General features: G+C 44.2%; 16 protein-coding genes. 13 read left to right on the top strand and 3 right to left on the bottom strand.

Features of this window, described 5'->3' with window-relative positions:
• Window positions 1-135: 135 nt before the first annotated feature.
• Window positions 136-3,576 (top strand): transcription-repair coupling factor, encoded by a 3,441-nt coding sequence (gene mfd / locus J7I42_RS02375; RefSeq protein ID WP_209137166.1) that lies wholly within the window; start codon window positions 136-138, stop codon window positions 3,574-3,576.
• Here the strand turns inward: mfd and J7I42_RS02370 are convergent.
• Window positions 3,566-4,162, bottom strand: a complete 597-nt coding sequence (locus J7I42_RS02370) for a Uma2 family endonuclease (protein ID WP_209137165.1) — start codon at window positions 4,160-4,162, stop codon at window positions 3,566-3,568. The genes mfd and J7I42_RS02370 overlap by 11 nt on opposite strands.
• Window positions 4,163-4,269: 107 nt before the next feature.
• Complete coding sequence (locus tag J7I42_RS02365; RefSeq protein ID WP_209137164.1) at window positions 4,270-4,698, bottom strand: GNAT family N-acetyltransferase; 429 nt, start codon at window positions 4,696-4,698, stop codon at window positions 4,270-4,272.
• Window positions 4,699-4,959: 261 nt separating this feature from the next.
• Between J7I42_RS02365 and J7I42_RS02360 the strand changes: the two genes are divergently transcribed.
• From J7I42_RS02360 to J7I42_RS02340, 5 genes are all read left to right on the top strand, one after another.
• On the top strand, window positions 4,960-5,199 hold the full coding sequence (locus tag J7I42_RS02360) for an acyl carrier protein (protein ID WP_014221785.1): 240 nt from the start codon (window positions 4,960-4,962) through the stop codon (window positions 5,197-5,199).
• Between the two features lie 109 nt (window positions 5,200-5,308).
• Window positions 5,309-6,562, top strand: coding sequence for a beta-ketoacyl-ACP synthase II (gene fabF / locus J7I42_RS02355; protein WP_209137163.1), 1,254 nt, complete (start codon window positions 5,309-5,311; stop codon window positions 6,560-6,562).
• A 104-nt stretch (window positions 6,563-6,666) separates the two neighbouring features.
• Window positions 6,667-7,401 carry a ribonuclease III family protein gene (locus tag J7I42_RS02350; protein WP_317196235.1) on the top strand — a complete coding sequence of 245 codons (735 nt, stop codon included), beginning with the start codon at window positions 6,667-6,669 and terminating at the stop codon, window positions 7,399-7,401.
• 667 nt (window positions 7,402-8,068) lie between these two features.
• A complete protein-coding gene (locus J7I42_RS02345; protein ID WP_209137161.1) occupies window positions 8,069-9,028 on the top strand; it encodes a T9SS type A sorting domain-containing protein in 960 nt (319 codons plus the stop codon).
• A 206-nt stretch (window positions 9,029-9,234) separates the two neighbouring features.
• Window positions 9,235-9,837 (top strand): MarR family winged helix-turn-helix transcriptional regulator, encoded by a 603-nt coding sequence (locus J7I42_RS02340; protein WP_209137160.1) that lies wholly within the window; start codon window positions 9,235-9,237, stop codon window positions 9,835-9,837.
• A gap of 131 nt (window positions 9,838-9,968) precedes the next feature.
• Here the strand turns inward: J7I42_RS02340 and mce are convergent, their stop codons facing one another.
• Window positions 9,969-10,373: a methylmalonyl-CoA epimerase gene (mce, locus tag J7I42_RS02335; RefSeq protein ID WP_209137159.1), complete on the bottom strand. Its 405-nt coding sequence runs from the start codon at window positions 10,371-10,373 to the stop codon at window positions 9,969-9,971.
• 116 nt (window positions 10,374-10,489) lie between these two features.
• Here mce and J7I42_RS02330 point away from each other — a divergent pair, with 116 nt between their 5' ends.
• The 7 genes from J7I42_RS02330 (at window position 10,490) to J7I42_RS02300 (ending at window position 19,627) form a co-directional block, all read left to right on the top strand.
• On the top strand, window positions 10,490-11,656 hold the full coding sequence (locus J7I42_RS02330) for an IscS subfamily cysteine desulfurase (protein WP_209137158.1): 1,167 nt from the start codon (window positions 10,490-10,492) through the stop codon (window positions 11,654-11,656).
• A 133-nt stretch (window positions 11,657-11,789) separates the two neighbouring features.
• Window positions 11,790-12,122, top strand: coding sequence for a HesB/IscA family protein (locus J7I42_RS02325; protein ID WP_209137157.1), 333 nt, complete (start codon window positions 11,790-11,792; stop codon window positions 12,120-12,122).
• Window positions 12,123-12,764: 642 nt separating this feature from the next.
• The gene (gene gldF / locus J7I42_RS02320; protein ID WP_209137156.1) at window positions 12,765-13,490 is read left to right on the top strand and encodes a gliding motility-associated ABC transporter permease subunit GldF; all 726 of its coding nucleotides are present in this window, start codon (window positions 12,765-12,767) and stop codon (window positions 13,488-13,490) included.
• A 14-nt stretch (window positions 13,491-13,504) separates the two neighbouring features.
• Window positions 13,505-15,208, top strand: coding sequence for a gliding motility-associated ABC transporter substrate-binding protein GldG (gene gldG / locus J7I42_RS02315; protein ID WP_209137155.1), 1,704 nt, complete (start codon window positions 13,505-13,507; stop codon window positions 15,206-15,208).
• 187 nt (window positions 15,209-15,395) lie between these two features.
• Window positions 15,396-16,367, top strand: coding sequence for a TerC/Alx family metal homeostasis membrane protein (locus J7I42_RS02310; RefSeq protein ID WP_209137154.1), 972 nt, complete (start codon window positions 15,396-15,398; stop codon window positions 16,365-16,367).
• A gap of 13 nt (window positions 16,368-16,380) precedes the next feature.
• On the top strand, window positions 16,381-18,873 hold the full coding sequence (locus J7I42_RS02305; RefSeq protein ID WP_209137153.1) for a bifunctional UDP-N-acetylmuramoyl-tripeptide:D-alanyl-D-alanine ligase/alanine racemase: 2,493 nt from the start codon (window positions 16,381-16,383) through the stop codon (window positions 18,871-18,873).
• Window positions 18,874-18,940: 67 nt separating this feature from the next.
• On the top strand, window positions 18,941-19,627 hold the full coding sequence (locus J7I42_RS02300; protein WP_317196218.1) for a lipoprotein signal peptidase: 687 nt from the start codon (window positions 18,941-18,943) through the stop codon (window positions 19,625-19,627).
• Window positions 19,628-19,716: the final 89 nt, after the last annotated feature.

Genomic DNA, 19,716 nt, shown 5'->3' with positions numbered 1-19,716 from the left:
GGAGCCGCTTTATGGCCGGAACCAGAACCTCAACTTGTTAACTTCCAACTCCCTCCCTTATCAACCCTATCAACGAACTTGTCACCTGTTCAACTGGTTAACTCGCCAAAAGTCCTTACCTTTGCGTCCGCTGATATGAATTTGCAGGAGTTGCTCAACGCTTATAAAAATAACCCCCGCCTTTTTTCCCTGGCGGACAGGCTTACTTTTGCCCAACCCCAACAAATATTTTGTAAGAACCTGCACGGAAGCGCTCCGGCCTTTGTTATCAGCACCATTTTCCAGCATGAAGTAAACAGTCAGCTCAACCACGTTATTGTTTGTGAAGACGCCGAAGCAGCTGCTTACATGCATAATTCGCTGGAAAACCTGACGCAGGCACTCAACCTTTTTTTCTTCCCCACCTCCTTTAAGAACAGAAAGAATTTCCGGTTGCTCAACTCCTCGCACGTAATGTTGCGAACAGAAGCGCTAACCCGGTTTTCTTCACCCATGGCAGGCAGTAACCGCGTGGGCGCCCTGATCACTTATCCGGAGGCATTGTTTGAAAAAGTGGTGTTGCCCAAAACACTCGCCGGTAATATCATTTACCTCAAATCGGGCGACTCCATAGACGTAGAAGCCCTGTTAAGTCAGCTGGTTGATTATGGTTTTTCAACTACCGACTTTGTTTACGAACCCGGGCAGTTCGCCTTACGCGGCGGGATCCTCGATATTTATTCATTCGGTAATGAAAAACCCTACCGGATTGAATTGTTTGGCAATGATGTAGACTCCATCCGCATTTTTGATCCCGAGACCCAGTTGAGTGAGCGGAAATTGTTACAGGTAAGCATCATTCCCAACGTAGAGACCCAGTTTGATGAAGAAACGAAGATCCCCCTGTTCGAATTTCTGCCCGAGAACACGGTATATTGGTTCCAGGACTGGGAGTTGACCAAAGAAAAATTGTTGACCCAGGAAGAAGACCTGCACCTGTTCCTTGACCTGCAGGCCAACAATGTGGTGCCAAAAGAGACAGCCGAAGAAGACGACAAAACAATAAAGACATCTGTAAAGGCCGATGAGTTTATTTCAGGTCCGCTGAAAAAGCAGTTGGCCAACCGGCATGTTGTAGAGTACGGTTATCAGTCGGGCTTTATGGAAGATGATGAGCCTACCCGGCACACGCCATTTGCCATTGAGTTCAATACGAAAGATCAGCCTGCCTTCAATCGCCAGTTCGATCTGCTGATAAGAGACCTGAAATCCTGGGAAGCCAAGAAATTCAGTCTTTACCTGTTTGCAGAAAATCCCCGGCAGTTAGAACGGTTGAACAGCATTTTTGAAGATCTGAAAGCAGGCATTCAGTTCACACCGGTGCCTACCAGCATACACCAGGGATTTATTGATGAGGACCTTAAGGTGATCTGTTATACCGATCACCAGATCTTCCAGCGGTATCATAAATACAAGGTTAAACAGGCTTATAATAAGAATAAGGCCATAACCCTTCGTACCCTGCGCGAATTGCAGCCGGGCGATTATGTTACCCATATTGACCATGGGGTAGGTGTTTACAGCGGACTGCAAAAGCTGGAATCGAACGGAAAAATGCAGGAGGCTGTACGTATCATTTATAAAGACAGCGACATCCTGTATGTGAACATAAATTCACTACATAAAATATCGAAGTATACCGGAAAGGAAGGAAGCATACCCAAGGTAAACAAGTTGGGTAGTGATGCGTGGAACAAGTTGAAGGAAAAAACCAAGACCAAGGTTAAGGAAATTGCCTTTGACCTCATTACCCTGTATGCCCAACGTAAGGCACAACAGGGTTTTCAGCATGCTCCCGATAATTACATGCAAACTGAGCTGGAAGCTTCCTTTATTTACGAAGATACCCCCGATCAAAGCAAGGCTACCGGAGATGTGAAAAAGGATATGGAATCCCCATCACCTATGGACCGGCTGGTGTGCGGCGATGTGGGTTTTGGAAAAACGGAGATCGCCATCAGGGCAGCCTTCAAAAGCTGTTGCGATGGAAAACAGGCGGCTATACTGGTGCCTACCACCATCCTGGCGTTCCAGCATTATAAAACTTTCAGCGAACGACTGAAAGATTTCCCCGTTACGGTAGATTATGTAAACCGGTTCAAATCGGCCAAGGAGAAAAAAGAGACCTTAAAGAAACTCGAAGAGGGAAAAATAGATATCATCATTGGCACCCATGCGCTGTTAGGCAAAGAGGTTAAATACAAAGACCTGGGTATTCTGGTCATTGACGAAGAGCAAAAGTTTGGCGTGGCGCATAAGGAAAAGATCAAAACCCTGCGTACCAATGTTGACTGTTTAACCTTAACGGCAACGCCCATACCCCGTACGCTGCAGTTTAGTTTAATGGGCGCCCGTGACCTGAGTATTATCAATACCCCACCGCCTAACCGGCAACCCATACAAACCGAAGTGCAGGTATTTAACCAGGACTTCATCAGGGATGCCATTTATTTTGAAACAGAGCGGGGCGGACAGGTATTCTTCATTCATAACCGCGTACAGGGCCTGTCAGAAATGGCCGCCCTGATTCAGGGTTTATGTCCTGACCTGAGCATCGGCTTTGCTCATGGGCAGCTGGAAGGACATATTCTGGAAGAACGCATCCTGGATTTTATTGATAAAAAATACGACGTACTCATTTGTACCAATATCGTGGAGAGCGGGGTGGATATACCAAACGTAAATACCATCATCATCAATAACGCCCACCATTTTGGGTTAAGCGACCTGCACCAGTTGCGGGGCAGGGTAGGGCGTAGCAATAAAAAAGCATTCTGTTACCTGCTGGCGCCGCCTATGAGCACCTTGCCGCCGGATTCAAGAAAACGGTTACAAACCCTGGAGCAGCACAGTGAGCTGGGTAGTGGCTTCCAGATTGCCATGCGCGACCTGGATATCCGGGGGGCGGGTAACCTGTTGGGTGGTGAACAAAGCGGCTTTATGGCCGAAATTGGGTTTGAAATGTACCAGAAAGTACTGGAAGAAGCCATCAAAGAGCTTAAACGCACCCAGTTCCGGGAATTATTTAAGGCCGAGATCTCCAAACAGGAAGATTATGTGCAGGATTGCACCATCGATACCGATCTGGAGATACTGATCCCCGATAGTTACGTGGAAAGCATCACCGAACGGTTAACGTTATATACCCGGTTAGATAATTGTGATAACGAAGAAGAGCTGCAGGCGCTTGCGCTGGAGCTGCAAGATAGATTTGGGCCAATACCCCAACAGGTAGAAGACCTGTTTGATACCGTAAGGGTACGCAGACTGGCCGTTGAGCTGGGTTTTGAAAAAATGTTGCTTAAAGACGACACCCTGAAGTGTTATTTTATCAATAAGGCCGACTCTCCTTATTTTGAATCAAATATTTTCCATAACATTCTCACCTTTATTCAAACCCAAACGAATAAAGCCCGTTTAAAACAGAACGGAAAATTATTTATGCTGGTGGTAGAAGATATGGGCTCCATGCAAAAAATGGTACGCTTCCTGAGGCAAATGCAACAGTTTGTGACCAGGCAGGAGGCTACGGCGTAATTGTCGGAGGGGCATCCTTAAATGTTACATCAGAATATAGATCATCAAAGCTAAGCTTGTAATCAATAGTCTTTATAGGAAGTGTTGAATTTTCAGCCTCAAAAGTTTCGACTTTCCATAAATCGGTAGACTGGCGGGTATAAATAACCGCATACTTTTTAAACGAATCAATCAAAATATATTCCTTCAGGGCTGGAATGCGTTGGTAGTATAAAAATTTGTTGCCTTTATCATAATCTTTAGTGGAGCCAGACAATACTTCAAATATAACGGAGGGATTTCTGGCAGTATCAAATTTGTCATCTTCCATTTCCGGTTTACCACAAATAATAGTGGCGTCGGGATAAGTATAAGAATTGGCTGGAGGAATACTTATGCGAAGATCACTGGGGTTTATTCTACAACTTTTACCTTTGAGAAATCCTCCAATTTCCCGTAGTAAATTACCAACAATATAATTATGAGCTAAAGACGCACCAGACATGGCAACCACTTCACCATCAAGATATTGATGTTTTATCGGGGACTCCCTTTCCATTTCCAGGTATTCCTGGGGAGAAACGTATTTCATTGCCGGTGCACCCATTTCTTAAATATAATTATATAGCTAAAATACGAAAAACCGCCCTACTCCCATATAGGGGCGTGAGGTCGGTGTATTAAATTAAATCCAAATTAGACTTTAATTAAAATTTAGAGCATCTTTTCCATAATAAAGTGGGGGATGGTCACCTCTTCAAACTCCTGGCCGCTGATCCGGTAACCGAGCTTTTCATAAAAGCCAACGGCTGTTTTGCGGGCATGCATGGTTATTTTTTGGAAACCGCGGTCGCGGGCAATATTTTCGGCAAACTGCATCAGGGCCCGGCCAATGCCTTTTCCCTGCAGGTTATTTAAAACGGCCATCTGGCGTAAACGAACGGAACTGGGGGCCTCCATAATAAGCATACAGCATCCCAGCATCTTTTCTTCCTCAAAGGCGCCTATCAGAATCTCCTCTTTTTCCTTTTCCAGTTCTTCGGGGGTAAATTGCAAACCCAGCGGTCTGCGTAAAATTTCATTACGCAGGTGAACCATCTGCTGGTATTCCCGGGAACCGTGATCTATTATTTTTAAAGCCATGCCGACTAATTGGGTAGTGCGCTGCAATATAAGGATTTACCGTTTATCAGCCCCCATTAGCCGGGTGAAAAATAAAAGTGCCGGTATAGCATAAAATTGCCCAAATGCCGTTTAAGGGGGCCCCCGGCGGCTGTAGGGGGGCTGAATTTTACAATAAAACCGGTAAACCACAAAATCTTAGAAAGATTAATTAAAAACCAGCCTTTTATTGTCGTTATTCCAAAATCTATATTTTTGCAGCCGTAACTAAACTTTACAAAAATGTCAGACATCGCAACAAGAGTTAAAAAGATCATTGTTGATAAGCTTGGTGTAGAAGAAGCAGAAGTTACCAATGAGGCTTCTTTCACCAATGATTTAGGTGCCGATTCTCTCGACACCGTGGAATTAATTATGGAATTTGAAAAGGAGTTCAATATTTCCATCCCTGATGAACAGGCCGAAACAATTACCACTGTTGGCCAGGCTGTTGCTTACTTAGAAGAGCACGCTAAGGTCTAAGTAATTTGAATTTTGTAGATCAGGTGCAATAAATTAAATCCGCTTTCGATAGCTGGGCGCATGCTGCGAAAGCGGATTTCTTACTTAAAAACTCCCTCTGGCAAGAGCTATGCAATTGAAACGAGTTGTTGTAACCGGAATTGGTGCCCTCACACCTATCGGAAATAATTTACAGGAATATTGGAACGGACTCTTAAACGGAGTGTCCGGTGCCGATTTTATTACCCAGTTTGATGCTTCAAAATTCAAAACCCGCTTTGCTTGCGAGTTGAAGAATTTCGACCCATTAAATTTCCTCGATCGGAAAGAGGCCCGCAAAATTGACCGTTTTACCCAAACTGCTATTATCTCCAGTGATATGGCAGTCATCGACGCCGGCATTAATAAAGATAATGTCAATGTTGACCGGGTAGGCGTTGTTTTTGCCAGCGGAATTGGCGGCCTTATTACCTTCCAGGAAGAAGTGGTAAACTTCGCCAAAGGCGATGGCACCCCCCGCTTCAATCCTTTCTTCATTCCCAAAATGATCCTGGATATTGCAGCTGGTCACATTTCCATGCGGCATGGCTTCCGTGGTCCCAATTTTGCGGTAGTAAGTGCCTGTGCATCTTCTACCAACGCCATTATGGACGCATTTAACCTCATCAGGTTAGGCAAGGCGGATATCATTCTTACCGGTGGCGCTGAAAGTGTTATCAGCGAAGCTGGGGTGGGTGGTTTCAACGCCATGAAAGCCCTGAGCGAGCGTAATGACGATCCAAAATCGGCCAGCCGCCCGTACGATAAAGACCGTGATGGTTTTGTTATGGGTGAAGGCTCAGGTACGCTGGTTGTAGAAGAATTAGAGCACGCGCTGAAACGTGGAGCTAAAATTTATTGCGAAATTGCAGGTTGTGGAGCTACAGCCGATGCGCATCATATTACAGCCCCACATCCGGAAGGACTGGGAGCCAAAAATGTAATGTTAGTTGCTTTTGAAGATGCAGGCATGAAGCCCGAGGATATTGATTATGTCAATACCCATGGAACTTCAACTCCTTTGGGCGATATTGCAGAAGTAAAAGCAATTACCGATGTTTTTGGTGAACATGCCTTTAAAGTGAACATCAGTTCTACAAAATCCATGACGGGTCACTGTTTAGGAGCCGCCGGGGTGATAGAAGCAATAGCCTGTATTCAGGCCGTGGTACACGATATTGTACCGCCTACTATCAACCATTTCACCGACGACCCTGAGCTGGATGCCCGATTAAATTTCACCTTTGAAAAAGCCCAGCAGCGCACTGTTCGTGCTGCATTAAGTAATACATTCGGGTTTGGAGGGCATAACGCCTGCGTAATCGTGAAAAAGTTTGAAGCGTAGTTTCTACGCTTTGAGTTGTTGAAGTACTATGTTTTTGATGATTGCGGAGTCCCAGCCCTATTTATGATTTTTTGGCTTAATGAAAAATTAGTAGATTGACAATTGTGGGAATCCTGGACCGCTTTTTAGGCAAAGAAGAGAATCTTTCTTTTAAAAAGAATCTGCGCAATGTACTGGGTTTTACCCCGGGCAAGCTCGCATTATATAAGGCTGCCCTTACCCATAGGTCGGTAAGGGATAGTGCCGATGAAAATAATGAACGGCTCGAATACCTCGGAGACGCCATTCTCAGTGGTATTGTAGCCGATTTTCTTTTTAAAAAATACCCATACAAAGAAGAAGGCTTTCTTACCGAAATGCGGTCCAAAATGGTGAACCGGAATAAACTCAATGAGATCGCCATCAAAATGGGTTTAAAAAAGATCACCTTCTACAATAAGTTCGATAACTCACTTAAAATGAGCCAGATCTTTGGTAATACCCTCGAAGCAGTGGTAGGCGCCATTTATCTGGACAGGGGTTTCAAAAAAACCAAACAATGGGTGTTTGAATGCATCATTATACCCCATTTGTATATGGAAGACCTTGAAAACCTCGAGATCAATCATAAAAATAAATTATACGGCTGGGCCAATAAAAATGGCAAGAACCTGGAATTTGAAACCCTCGACGAACGCATCGAAGGCGGCCGCCGCCTGTTTACCATTGGCGCCGTAGTGGATGGCGAACTATTGGCCGAGGGCAAAGCCTATAATAAAAAAGACGCCAGCCAAATTGCCGCCGCCATAGCCATCGATAAACTGGGCCTCAATAAAACTGAACCACCCGAGGAAGATTAAGCAACTTGTTTTTAAGGACAGCCGCATTCACAAGGTTCAATCGTGAATCGGCAGTCGGCAGTGGTTTCGCGAAATTCGGGCGGGGCAGGATCTATCCTCCATCAACCTCCAACTTTCTAACCAATACCTCCTTCCAGCCGAATTCTTCCTGATCAACTGGTCAACCGGTCAACTTCTTACGGCCTACTTCCCTTGTCAACCTATTAACCCTGTTAACTGGTCAACTTCCCACTTCTGGACTTATACTTCAGGTGTATAGGTATTCTACGACCTCAGCGCCTGTAGCGGAGTTGTAGCAGGGTCGTAGGGGAGTTGTCTGGGAGTTCATCAAAATGGCCCCGCCTCTGCTGGGGTGGACCTTTATACCTGCTAAATTCTCTCTGGAACCATTAGTTTTTTCCCTAAAACCCACTAATACCTATTAAATAATTCCACTTATTGTACTTTTTTTCCATTCATGGGAAAAATTCCGCTGGTTGGGCTATAGCCAACCGATAGGGAATATTATTTTTTTTGAGAATGTGGGAAAGAAAAAAGGATAAGTGACAATCAATTAGATATAAGCTTAATTGACCAATTCCGGTATCGTCTTTTGTGTTCTTTTTACCTATGCCAAAAAAAACAGGTACGTGTATTGAAAACATTATACCATCAAACTGTTTACCCGATGAAAGCCCTTTTCGTAACCCTTTTAACCCTGCTAACGGCTACCAGCCTGATGGCAACCATAAAATTTTCGACGAAGGATGATGATTGGGAAACCGGCGGTACCTGGAATGCCGGCACAAAGCCTGTATCTAATGACACCATCGTAATTTCCGCCGGTGACACCGTAACAGTTAATTCCAACATTAATAACCTGAATCATGTTGTAATTATAGTATATGGGTTGTTGGACCTTACCAACAACGGCAAACTAGACCTGGACAACACCAGCAAAATATTTGTACAAACCGGTGGCAAAATAATCGGGGATGGAAACAGTGATAAAATAAAGATTGGCTCCGAGATATGGAATGGCTCAGATCCCCCGGTCGTCGGACCCAAGTATGCAGATGGTGGCTCTGGAGGTTTTCAACCCTGGGTTGTGCTGGCCGTAAGCTTTCAATCGTTTTATGTAATCCGCCAGGGTGTTAATATTCAGATTTTCTGGTCAACCAGTGAAGAGGTGAACAACGCCTACTATGCAATAGAAAAAAGTACCGACGGCAAATCTTGGAAACAGGTTGCAACAGTAGCAGGCGCGGGTACCTCAGCAGCCATTAATAGATACACTTATACTGATAAAAATGTTACAGATGCGGTTGCGTATTACCGCTTACGTCAGGTTGATAAAAATGGTGCAGCATATTATTCTACCGTTCGGGCAGTACGCTACAATGAAGCTACGGTAGCCAACATTTATGCTTCTTCAAACAAAACCGTAGTGGTCGATTTTAACAGCGAGATAAAAGATAACGTTTCCATACAGTTGATAAACATGAGCGGACAGGTTATAGTGCGTAAAGAATTTAGTCAGGCTTCTTACCGGCTTGTTGTTAATGCAATGAGTGCTGGCTCCGGTGTGTATGCAGTACGAGTAAGCGATAGCAAAGGATGGAGCGAGGTTAAGAAAATTGCATTGTAGGTTTAAATGGTCCTCATATTAGGTAAACAGTAATGGTTCCCCTGTGTCTACAGGGGAACTTTTTTATTTTAGGCAATATTTTTTTAACATAACCAACGCAGTTACAGTATTTTCTGTTTTTTATTTAAGTGTAAGGGTGAGTTATTAACCTTGGGGGGTATTTTATTCATCGGGTTAAGTCTGTATCTTTAAGCAATTGCCATGTCATGTCAGCATTTGACCCGGAGCGTCATATTACTAACGTAGACTACAAGATAGTAGCCGCTTTGGAAAAGATTTCTGAAGTCTTCAGAGTATTGTTATGGATGGAAGCCAAGGAACACAAGCTTAGTCCCATACAAATGCAGCTACTAATTTTTATTAAATACCATAACTCCGATAAACAACGTCGCATTGCCTCTATGGCCCGGGAGTTTAACATGACCAAGGCCACTATCAGCGACTCAATAAAAGTACTGGAACAAAAAGGACTGATCGAAAGAGCCGATGACATGCTCGATTCCCGCAGTTTTAACTTTTCGCTTACTGATAAGGGCATGAAGTTGACCGGGCTGATCGAAAACTTTACCAAACCGTTAGATGGCGCTATTGCTACTTTGTCGCCACAGCAAAAAAATGAGTTCCTGCTCTCGGTGCTTGATCTGATATTCCGGTTAAATCAAAACGGTATTATTAGCACGCAACGCATGTGTTATACCTGTTATTATTACAATGGTGACCGCCAGCAGACACACTATTGTAATCTCATGCAAAAATCACTCGTCGTTGATGAGTTGCGCATTGAATGCCCTGAACATAAGATGGAGTAAGTAAGTTGACCAGTTAACCAGTTGATCAGTTAACAAGGGATTGAAGTGAAGATTTTCGGTAAACTGTGGCAGCCTTTTCTCTCTGCCCATCTGCCTTTTCCCCATTGCCCATTCCTTATTGCCTACTGCCTTTAACCTTTTATCTCCATACAAAGCTCAACCAAAACCCCATTCGTATTCTTAGGATGCAGAAAGCAAACTAATTTGTTATCAGCCCCTCGTTTTGGTTGTTCATTCAGCAGCACAAACCCTTCATTTACCAGTCTTTTCATTTCTGCCTCAATATCTGTCACTTCAAAAGCAATATGATGGATGCCCTCCCCTTTTTTATCAATGAACCGGGCAATAACGCCCTCGGCACTACTGCTTTCCAACAATTCTATCTTGGTATCACCGGTTTTAAAAAAAGCGGTAGACACCTGTTCGCTTTCCACCTGTTCTGTTTTATAACAGGGTGTGTTTAGCAGTTTTTCAAACAGCGGCACCGATTTCGATAATTCGCGAACGGCAATGCCAATGTGTTCAACTTTCAGCATATCATATAGTTAATAGTCGCAAATTTAATGGTTGCACCTGAAAATGTAGCCCCCCTTCAACCAGTAACCAGAATCCACCTAATTTTGTAATGAATCAGAAAATTCACCAAGTGAGCATGCTGAAATTACCCATATATCTCGATCATAATGCAACCACTCCTTGCGATCCGGGCGTAATGGAAGTAATGTTGCCTTATTTCACCGAGCAGTTTGGCAATGCGGCCAGTCGCAGCCATTCCTTTGGCTGGCAGGCCGAAGAAGCAGTAGATTATGCCCGTGAACAGGTGGCCCGCCTTATTGGGGCCGAACCCAAAGAGATCATCTTTACTTCTGGTGCCACCGAAGGCGATAACCTGGCTATAAAAGGCGTTTTTGAAATGTATGCCGGCAAAGGAAATCACCTTATTACCTGTGTTACCGAGCACAAGGCCGTACTGGATACCTGCAGGCATATTGAAAAACTGGGTGGTTCCGTAACCTATCTTCCTGTAGATAAAGAAGGCTTAATAGATCTGCAGCAGCTGGAAGCGGCCATTACTCCCCGCACTATTCTCATTGCCATCATGTACGCTAATAATGAAACAGGTACCATTCAACCCATAAAAGAAATAGGAGTGATTGCCAAAAAACACAGCGTATTATTTTTTACCGATGCTACCCAGGCTGCCGGTAAAATACCCGTTGATGTTATAAAAGACAATATCGACATCCTTACCTGCAGTGCCCATAAAATGTATGGGCCCAAAGGCGTAGGGGCCATCTACGTACGGCGTAAGAATCCCCGAGTACGATTGACCGCCCAAATGGATGGCGGTGGCCATGAAAAAGGTATGCGTAGTGGCACCCTGAATGTGCCCGGTATTGCCGGTTTTGGAAAAGCAGCCGACATTTGCCGCCTGCAGTTGAAAGCAGATGGGGAACGCATGGGCCGCCTGCGTAATAAACTGGAAAATGCCCTGCTGCAACTGGATGCTACCTACGTAAATGGCAGCAGGACCAACCGCTTGCCCCATGTAGCCAATCTGTCGTTTAATTTTGTGAATGGCGATGGGTTAATGATGGGGTTGAACAAAGACATAGCCCTGTCGTCGGGCGCCGCCTGTACCAGCGCTTCCATGGAACCCAGTTATGTTTTAAAAGCACTGGGAGTAGAAGATGACCTGGCGCACAGTTCGCTCCGTTTTTCGATCGGGAGATATACCACCGAAGAACAGATAGACTATGTGATCGACAAAGTAAAAAAGACCGTGGAACAATTGAGGACCAATCAATTAGCTGGTTGAAATGTAACCAATTATCCTTGGAAATAGACCTGGAATTGGTTATCTTTAAACAAAGCGGCAAAAGATACGTTATACAATTAGTTGGCTAATCACCAGTAAAATAGCTAACTAGCACATTATCAAATAAGTAATTATGATTTTTGTAAGTGATAAAGCAAAAGAGAAAGTAGATAAACTGATGGCAGAATCTTCCCAAACTGCTGAAGCCGGTTATTTTTTACGGGTATCAGTTGTAGGGGGTGGTTGTTCGGGTCTAAGCTATAAGATGGATTTTGATAACCAGTCAAAACCGGGGGATCAGGTGTTTGAAGATAAAGGCCTGAAAGTGGTTACCGATATGAAAAGCTTTTTGTACCTGTTTAATACCACCCTGGAATTCTCTGAAGGCCTGAATGGAAAAGGATTTTACTTTAATAATCCCAATGCCAGCCGGACCTGCGCCTGCGGCGAAAGTTTCTCGGTATAAGCTGAATTGATAAATAGTTCATAAAGATACTAGCCCTGCTCCTGTTCAGAAGCAGGGCTTTTTCATGTCTGTATGGATGCCAGTTCTCTAAATTCTTGCATTTATCTTCCTTATTTTCTGCAGATGATCTATAGATATCCCGCATCTATATAGGGACGGGACATCTCCGGTATATCTAGGGGATATATACGGGATATATACGGGATATCTATTCTATTGACCTGAAGTAGAGATAGTTCTGAAAAGGTGTTTTCAGCTGGTAAATGCGTTGAAAAGATGATGAGTAGTCCAGTTGAATCGTTGACCGGTTGGAGTAAGCAAGTAAACAGGTTGGCAGGCTAATACGTTGACGGAGCCGCTTCTCTTTAATAATTAAGTAGAAAAATTTGCCAAACTTTGGGCGCTGTTTAGGAGGCTGGGTGGGAGAGGGGAAAATAAAAATCCCCCGTGTTTTCAGGGGGACTTTTTATGCAGTAGGTTTCGGCTATTTTATGATTGAACAGAAATAGACAGTAACCGGATGTATCTATTTTTCATTGGATGGATAAAAAGAGTACACGCAATATAATAAAATTGCTGAATCGTGCGTCATAGGGCGGCATCTTTTATTTGCATATACTTATAATCACTTATTTTCGCTCCATGTGGTCAGTTTGTAAAAAAGAATTCCGGCAGTTTTTCAGCAGCCTGACCGGCTACATTGCCATCGTTGTATTCTTATTATTGAATGGTCTGTTCCTGTTTGTATTTCCCGATACCAATATTCTCGATTACGGGTTCGCCACCCTTGATAAATTTTTTGAGCTGGCACCCTGGATATTGTTATTGTTAATACCTGCAATTACCATGCGCAGTTTTGCCGACGAATTCAAAGGCGGCACATTCGAAATATTGCAAACCAAACCGCTTAGCCGCTGGCAACTGGTTGTGGGTAAATATTTCGGAGCTCTGGGCGTAGTGATCATTGCATTGATCCCCACCATAATATATCCCATCAGTGTGCAGCAACTGGCTGCAACCGGTGGTGGTATCGATATGGGTGGGACCATTGGTTCCTATGTAGGGCTTGTATTTCTGGCCGGCGTATTTGTGGCCATCGGAATTGCCTGTAGCAGTTTTACCAATAATGCCGTAGTGGCGTTTATTGCAGCGGCCTTTCTTTGTTTTGTATTATACAGCGGGTTCAATGCCATTAGCCGTATTCCGGCATTACAATCGGGAGCCGATTATTACGTTGAAATGCTGGGCATCGATTTCCATTACCGCAGCGTAAGCAGGGGAGTGGTTGACAGCCGCGACATTATTTATTTTCTCAGCATCATTCTGTTCTTTTTGATCTTTACCAATCGCAATTTGTTGAAACGATAACCCGGAAATACACCATGAACAAAATACTGGCTTCAAAAGGATGGTGGTTGTTGTTGCTGATCGTACTGTTGGGTATTAATTACCTGGCATCAGTAGTGCATACCCGCGTTGACCTTACTCAGGAAAAAAGATATACTCTGTCACCTGCTACCATAAATCTGGTAAAAGGCTTACACGATAAAGTTTCCATCACCGTATTACTTACCGGCGATATGCCTGCCGGGTTCAAAAAACTTTCCAACAGCACCAAGGAAATGTTGCAGGAGTTTAAAGAACTGGCTGGCAGCAATATTCAATTCAAATTTGAGAAAGCCGGTGAAGGCCTGAACGATACGGCCAAACAGCATTTTCAATTGCATTTAGACAGCCTGGGCCTGAGACCTACTAACATAAAAGTAAAAGCGAAAGCCGGTGAAGCCCAGGAAGAGCGCCTGGTATACCCCGGCGCCCTGGTTCAATATAGAAACCGTGAAATGGCCATTGACCTGCTTCAGGGGCAGGATATGACGGGAGGGGTACAATCCCTGAATAACGCCGAGGCGTTACTGGAATATAAACTGGCCCGCTCTATTCAAAGGATCACGGCCGATACCGTACCATTCGTCGGGTACCTGGTTGGCAACGGCGAACCGCTTAATTACAACGTATACGACCTCATAGAGCATACACTGCGCGCGGAATACGGCTTTGGATTTGTGCCTATCGACAGCGTACCGGTTATTCCCCACATGTTTGATGCCCTGGTGATCGTAAAACCTACCCTGCCATTTACCAATAAACAAAAGCTGAAGATCGATCAGTACATCATGCATGGCGGTAAGGTGATCTGGCTCATTGACAGGCTGTATGCTGAAATGGACAGCCTTATGCGTTCGCACAGTGATTTTGTAGCCTATGACCGCAACCTGAACCTGGATGACCAGTTGTTCAAATACGGCGTACGTATCAATGGCGACCTGGTGCAGGACCTGCAATGCGATAAAATACCCCTGGTGGTGGGCAATTATGGCAATCAGCCACAAATGCAGCTGGTGGCCTGGCCCTATTTCCCAACCTTATCATCTTATTCGGGCCATCCCATTGCCAAGAACCTGGATAATGTATTAAGTTTATTTCCCAACTCGATCGATACAATAAAAAATAACATCAAAAAAACGATCTTGTTGGCCACCTCGGAAAGCTCCCGTATTATCAGTACGCCGGCCATTGTAACGCTGAACAGTATAAAAACGGAAGATGATCTGAAAACATTTAACCAATCGTTCATCCCTGTGGCTGTGCTGCTTGAAGGAAGGTTCTCCTCTCTTTACACCAACCGTTTATCAACCGGTGAACTGGATACCCTGGCTGGGGTGTACGATCAGCCATTCAGGGCCGCTCCGGAAAAAGATGGAAAAATGATCGTAGTGAGCGATGCCGATATTGTAGCCAATGTAGTAACACAAAATGAAGGACCACTGCCTATGGGGTACAACCAGTTTACCCATAATCAGTACGCCAATAAAGATTTTTTCCTCAACTGTGTGCAATACCTGACCGATTCAACGAACATCCTGGAAACCCGGGGAAAAGATTTTGCGCTCCGCCTGCTTGACACCAAAAAAACAGAAGAAGACCGCACGCAATGGCAGTTGATGAACATTGGTGTGCCGGTAATTTTAGTGCTACTTTTTGGGATTGTTTATCAGGCTGTAAGAAAGAGGAAGTATCAAGTATAGAAGTTTGTGGTATGTTGTTTTTTGTTTGTGGTTATTTCATTTTTAGAGGTCTTATTAGTTGCAGGCTTTCTGAAACTCAGGAAATCTGTTTTTAGTGTGGTTATTCCGAAGTTAGCGAGTTCAACAACAAACTACAAACCAGAAACCACAAACTTAAACTTATCTTTGCCAACCATTTAATTTAGACATGACCACTGAACAGATCACGTTTTTAGCATTTGGTAGTTTATTGATACTCGCATTGGCGTTTGACCTTGGATTACTAAGTAAAAAATCCTCTCATATTACAATTAATAAAGCCTTGTGGCAGACTGCCTTTTGGGTATCGCTGGCCTTGGTTTTCTTTGGATTTATCTGGTATGAGAACGGCCATGAAAGAGCCATTAAATACCTCAGCGCTTATTTAATGGAGTGGTCGCTAAGTATTGATAATATCTTCGTGTTCATCCTCATTTTCAGCTTTTTTAAGGTAAAAGAGAAATTCTATGCACGGGTACTGCTGATTGGTATCATGATGGCCATCCTTTTCAGAATTATATTTATAGCAATAGGGATTGGACTGGTACAGCAATTCCAATGGATCCTGTACATTTTCGGCGCTATTCTGATATACACCGGTATTACCATGTTCAGAACAAAACATGATGAGGATTCCGGTGATCTGGAAAATAACCGGGTGTACAAGTTAATGAAGCGTGCGCTGCCTTTAACTACAAGCGATGGGGATGGGAAATGGAAAATAACGGTGGACGGTAAAAAGTTCTACACCAGTTTATTTGTTGTGGTAATTATGCTGGCCACCACCGATATCGTTTTTGCACTGGACTCCATTCCCGCAGTATTTGCCATTGCGCCCAATGATGCGCTGGTAATTTATACTTCCAACATATTTGCCGTACTGGGTTTACGCTCCCTGTTCTTTTTGTTGAAAGGTGCTGCCAATAAATTTGGCCATTTACAACAGGGAATTGCCATTGTACTCGTATTTATAGGGTTGAAGATGCTGGTAGAATATTTTCATGTTGAGATCCCTGTATATATTTCTCTACTGGTGATCGTAATTTGTATCCTAGCCTCAATTGTATATTCCGTAACAGTAAGCAATCGTACCAATGGAAATAAAGACAACGATGCCGGAATAGACCGGGAAATTCACTGATCAAATTAACCGGGTGAAATATTTTATCGACAATATTGCTTCCATTATAAAAGGGAAGTGGCTTGTTCAGCACGACGATGCTTTAATTGAGCAACTGCTGATCGATAGCCGTAAGCTGATATTTCCGCAAACTTCTTTGTTCTTTGCATTGAAAGGGCCACGCCGCGATGGGCATTCCTTTATTACCCAGTTGTATGAAAAGGGTGTTCGCAATTTTGTAGTGAGCGATCCCGTGGACCTCAGCAAACTGGCCGAGGCCAATATCATCCTGGTGAACGATCCCCTGCAGGCGTTGCAAAACCTGGTGACCTGGCATCGCAAGCAATTCAACCTGCCGGTAATAGGTATTACGGGGAGTAATGGAAAAACCATAGTAAAAGAATGGTTGAACCAGTTGTTGGATGACCGGTACACGATTATTAGAAGTCCCAAAAGTTATAACTCGCAAATAGGCGTGCCGCTGAGTGTTTGGCCGCTGAACGAGCAGCATGAACTGGCCATTTTTGAAGCCGGTATTTCGCAACCCGGCGAAATGGAACAGCTGCAAAAGATCATTCAACCCACCATTGGCATTTTTACCAATGTGGGGGAAGCGCACAGCGAAGGTTTTGTAAATGTGCACCAAAAGGTGAATGAGAAACTGCAATTGTTCAAGCATGTACAAACACTGATCTATTGCCAGGACGATCCTGAGATCAACAGCGGGGTGGCGGCTTTATGGCAACAGCTGCCCAACAACAAACGCTTTGAGATCTTTAGCTGGAGCATGGTGAGCGAAGCGGTACTGCACATACGAACTGTTTATAAAGAAGACAACCGCACCTCCATTACGGCCACTTATCAGCAACAGGAGATCAGTATTGTGATCCCATTCACCGATAACGCCTCGGTAGAAAATGCTATTCATTGCTGGTGTGTATTGTTGCACTTCCAGGTGCCCCAGGAGGTGATTGTACAGCAAATGCAACAATTAGGTCCGGTGGCCATGCGGCTGGAACTGAAAAAAGGATTGAACAATTGTTCTATCATCAACGACAGTTACAGCTCTGACCTCAGCTCCTTTACCATTGCCCTTGATTTTTTAAGTCAGCAACAGCAACATGGCAAGCGCACCGTCATTCTTTCAGATATTTTACAAAGCGGCCGTTCAGAAAAAGACCTGTATGCCGAGGTGGCCCGTTTACTGCAACAGCGGCAGGTGAATCGCCTGATAGGGATAGGTGAGCGTATTTGCCACCACCAGTCTGTTTTTTTGCAGGCCGGTATTCCTGACCTGGCATTTTATTCGTCGGTAGAAGCTTTTATAAAAGAGTTACATCATATTTCCTTTAAGGATGAAACCATCCTGTTAAAGGGCGCCCGCATATTTGAGCTGGAACAGATTGACCGCCTGTTGCAACAGAAAGTACACCAAACAATACTGGAGATAGACCTTACCGCCGTTGCCCATAACCTGAAACAGTTTCAGCAACGGTTACAACCAGCCACACGTATTATGGCCATGGTAAAGGCGTTTTCGTATGGCAGCGGTAGTTATGAAATTGCCAATGCACTGCAATTCCACCGGGTCGATTACCTGGCGGTGGCGTATGCCGATGAAGGAGTTGAACTGCGCAAGGCAGGTATTAATCTGCCCATCATGGTCATGAACCCGGAGGAATCGACCTTTGATGTACTGGTGCAATACAACCTGGAGCCTGATCTGTATTCGCCAAGCATTTTATCATTGTTTGAAGAATTTGTTAAAAAACAAGGTATTCAGCAGTTCCCCGTACATATTGAACTGGAAACAGGAATGAACCGGTTGGGTTTTTCCACGGCTGAACTACCGCTGGTAATAGATTCGCTTCGTTCACCTGTTTTTAAAGTGCAATCGGTGTTCACGCATCTGGCCTCCAGCGAAGATCCACAACATGATGCCTATACCGATCATCAAGGAGCGCTGTACCTTCAAATGGCAGGGCAGTTGCAGTCTGTACTTTCTTATCCCTTTATAAAACATGTGGTGAATACTGCTGGTATTATTCGCCATCCGCAATGGCACCTGGATATGGTGCGCCTGGGAATTGGCCTGTATGGTGGCGACAGTTTTGGGGAAGAAGGGCTGGATCTGCGGGAGGTTTCTACCCTGAAATCGACCATTGCCCAGATCAAGGAGCTGAAGGAAGGAGAAACGGTAAGCTATGGCCGTAGGGGGCTGGTAACCAGGGATACCCGTATTGCAACTGTGCGTGTAGGGTATGCAGATGGATATCCGCGCCGGTTGGGAAATGGTGCCGGTAAGATGTTGGTAAATGGTCAGCTGGCGCCGGTTATTGGAACGGTGTGCATGGATATGACCATGATTGACATAACTAATATTTCACATATTCAGGAAGGCGACGAAGTGATAGTTTTTGGCACCGAATTGCCGGTAAAACAAGTCGCACATTGGGCACAAACCATTCCATATGAACTGCTTGCCGGTGTTTCGCAACGGGTAAAAAGAGTGTATTTTGAGGAGTAACCCCTCATCATTTACTGACCTTCCCAACCATATAAAACCTTATCTTTGAAAACTAAAAATTAGCATAGTGAAGATTAGAACAGTTGCCCTGGTAATACTGGGAATTATCATCGCCGATCAGGCTTTAAAAATATGGGTGAAAACCAGCATGAATTATGGTCAGCAGATCTTTTTGCTGGGCAGATCGTTAAGGCTTTATTTTATAGAAAATGAAGGCATGGCCTGGGGTTGGAAGTTTGGTGGCGACTGGGGTAAACTGGCACTGACAGTTTTCAGGCTCATTGCGGTGATCTTTGGGGTGTATTACATTAAAGGCATTGTACAAAAGAGATACCATCGTGGGTTTATTCTTTGCGTGGCCATGATCTTTGCCGGTGCACTGGGTAATCTTATAGATAGTATGTTCTATGGAATGATATTTTCCGGCAGTAATGATGGTTCGGGTTTAGCGCATATGTTCCCTGCTGGTGGCGGTTATGCCGGATTCTTACATGGTAAGGTGGTTGACATGATCTATGCACCTATCATCGATAACAAAGTATTACCTTCCTGGATCCCCTTCTGGGGCGGTGAGCGCTTCACCTTTTTCTCGCCCATCTTTAACATTGCTGATGCCTCTATTTCAGTAGGTGTTATTGCCATACTGATCTTCCAGAAAAGATTTTTCAAAAAGAGCCCGTTAGAAGATGCACCGGTTACCATGCAAAATGATGACCAGTTAAAAGATACCGTGAAAGTGTATAGTGGGCAATAGGACCTAAATAAAGAATTTGCAACAATAAAAAATGCCGAGGTATAATTACTTCGGCATTTTTTTATAAACAAGACCTGTAAGGTTCGCCA

This window comes from Niastella soli, from assembly GCF_017742245.1.
Taxonomy (GTDB): domain Bacteria; phylum Bacteroidota; class Bacteroidia; order Chitinophagales; family Chitinophagaceae; genus Niastella; species Niastella soli.
Note: the sequence above shows the minus strand (reverse complement) of the source record. Positions and strands in the feature narration are given on the sequence as shown.

Excerpts from the sequence above, each read along its gene's own strand:
- mfd (WP_209137166.1), top strand. The coding sequence starts at position 136 with ATGAATTTGCAGGAGTTGCTCAACGCTTATAAAAATAACCCCCGCCTT.
- J7I42_RS02370 (WP_209137165.1), bottom strand. The coding sequence starts at position 4,162 with ATGGGTGCACCGGCAATGAAATACGTTTCTCCCCAGGAATACCTGGAA.
- J7I42_RS02365 (WP_209137164.1), bottom strand. The coding sequence starts at position 4,698 with ATGGCTTTAAAAATAATAGATCACGGTTCCCGGGAATACCAGCAGATG.
- J7I42_RS02360 (WP_014221785.1), top strand. The coding sequence starts at position 4,960 with ATGTCAGACATCGCAACAAGAGTTAAAAAGATCATTGTTGATAAGCTT.
- fabF (WP_209137163.1), top strand. The coding sequence starts at position 5,309 with ATGCAATTGAAACGAGTTGTTGTAACCGGAATTGGTGCCCTCACACCT.
- J7I42_RS02345 (WP_209137161.1), top strand. The coding sequence starts at position 8,069 with ATGAAAGCCCTTTTCGTAACCCTTTTAACCCTGCTAACGGCTACCAGC.
- J7I42_RS02340 (WP_209137160.1), top strand. The coding sequence starts at position 9,235 with ATGTCAGCATTTGACCCGGAGCGTCATATTACTAACGTAGACTACAAG.
- mce (WP_209137159.1), bottom strand. The coding sequence starts at position 10,373 with ATGCTGAAAGTTGAACACATTGGCATTGCCGTTCGCGAATTATCGAAA.
- J7I42_RS02330 (WP_209137158.1), top strand. The coding sequence starts at position 10,490 with ATGCTGAAATTACCCATATATCTCGATCATAATGCAACCACTCCTTGC.
- J7I42_RS02325 (WP_209137157.1), top strand. The coding sequence starts at position 11,790 with ATGATTTTTGTAAGTGATAAAGCAAAAGAGAAAGTAGATAAACTGATG.
- gldF (WP_209137156.1), top strand. The coding sequence starts at position 12,765 with ATGTGGTCAGTTTGTAAAAAAGAATTCCGGCAGTTTTTCAGCAGCCTG.
- gldG (WP_209137155.1), top strand. The coding sequence starts at position 13,505 with ATGAACAAAATACTGGCTTCAAAAGGATGGTGGTTGTTGTTGCTGATC.
- J7I42_RS02310 (WP_209137154.1), top strand. The coding sequence starts at position 15,396 with ATGACCACTGAACAGATCACGTTTTTAGCATTTGGTAGTTTATTGATA.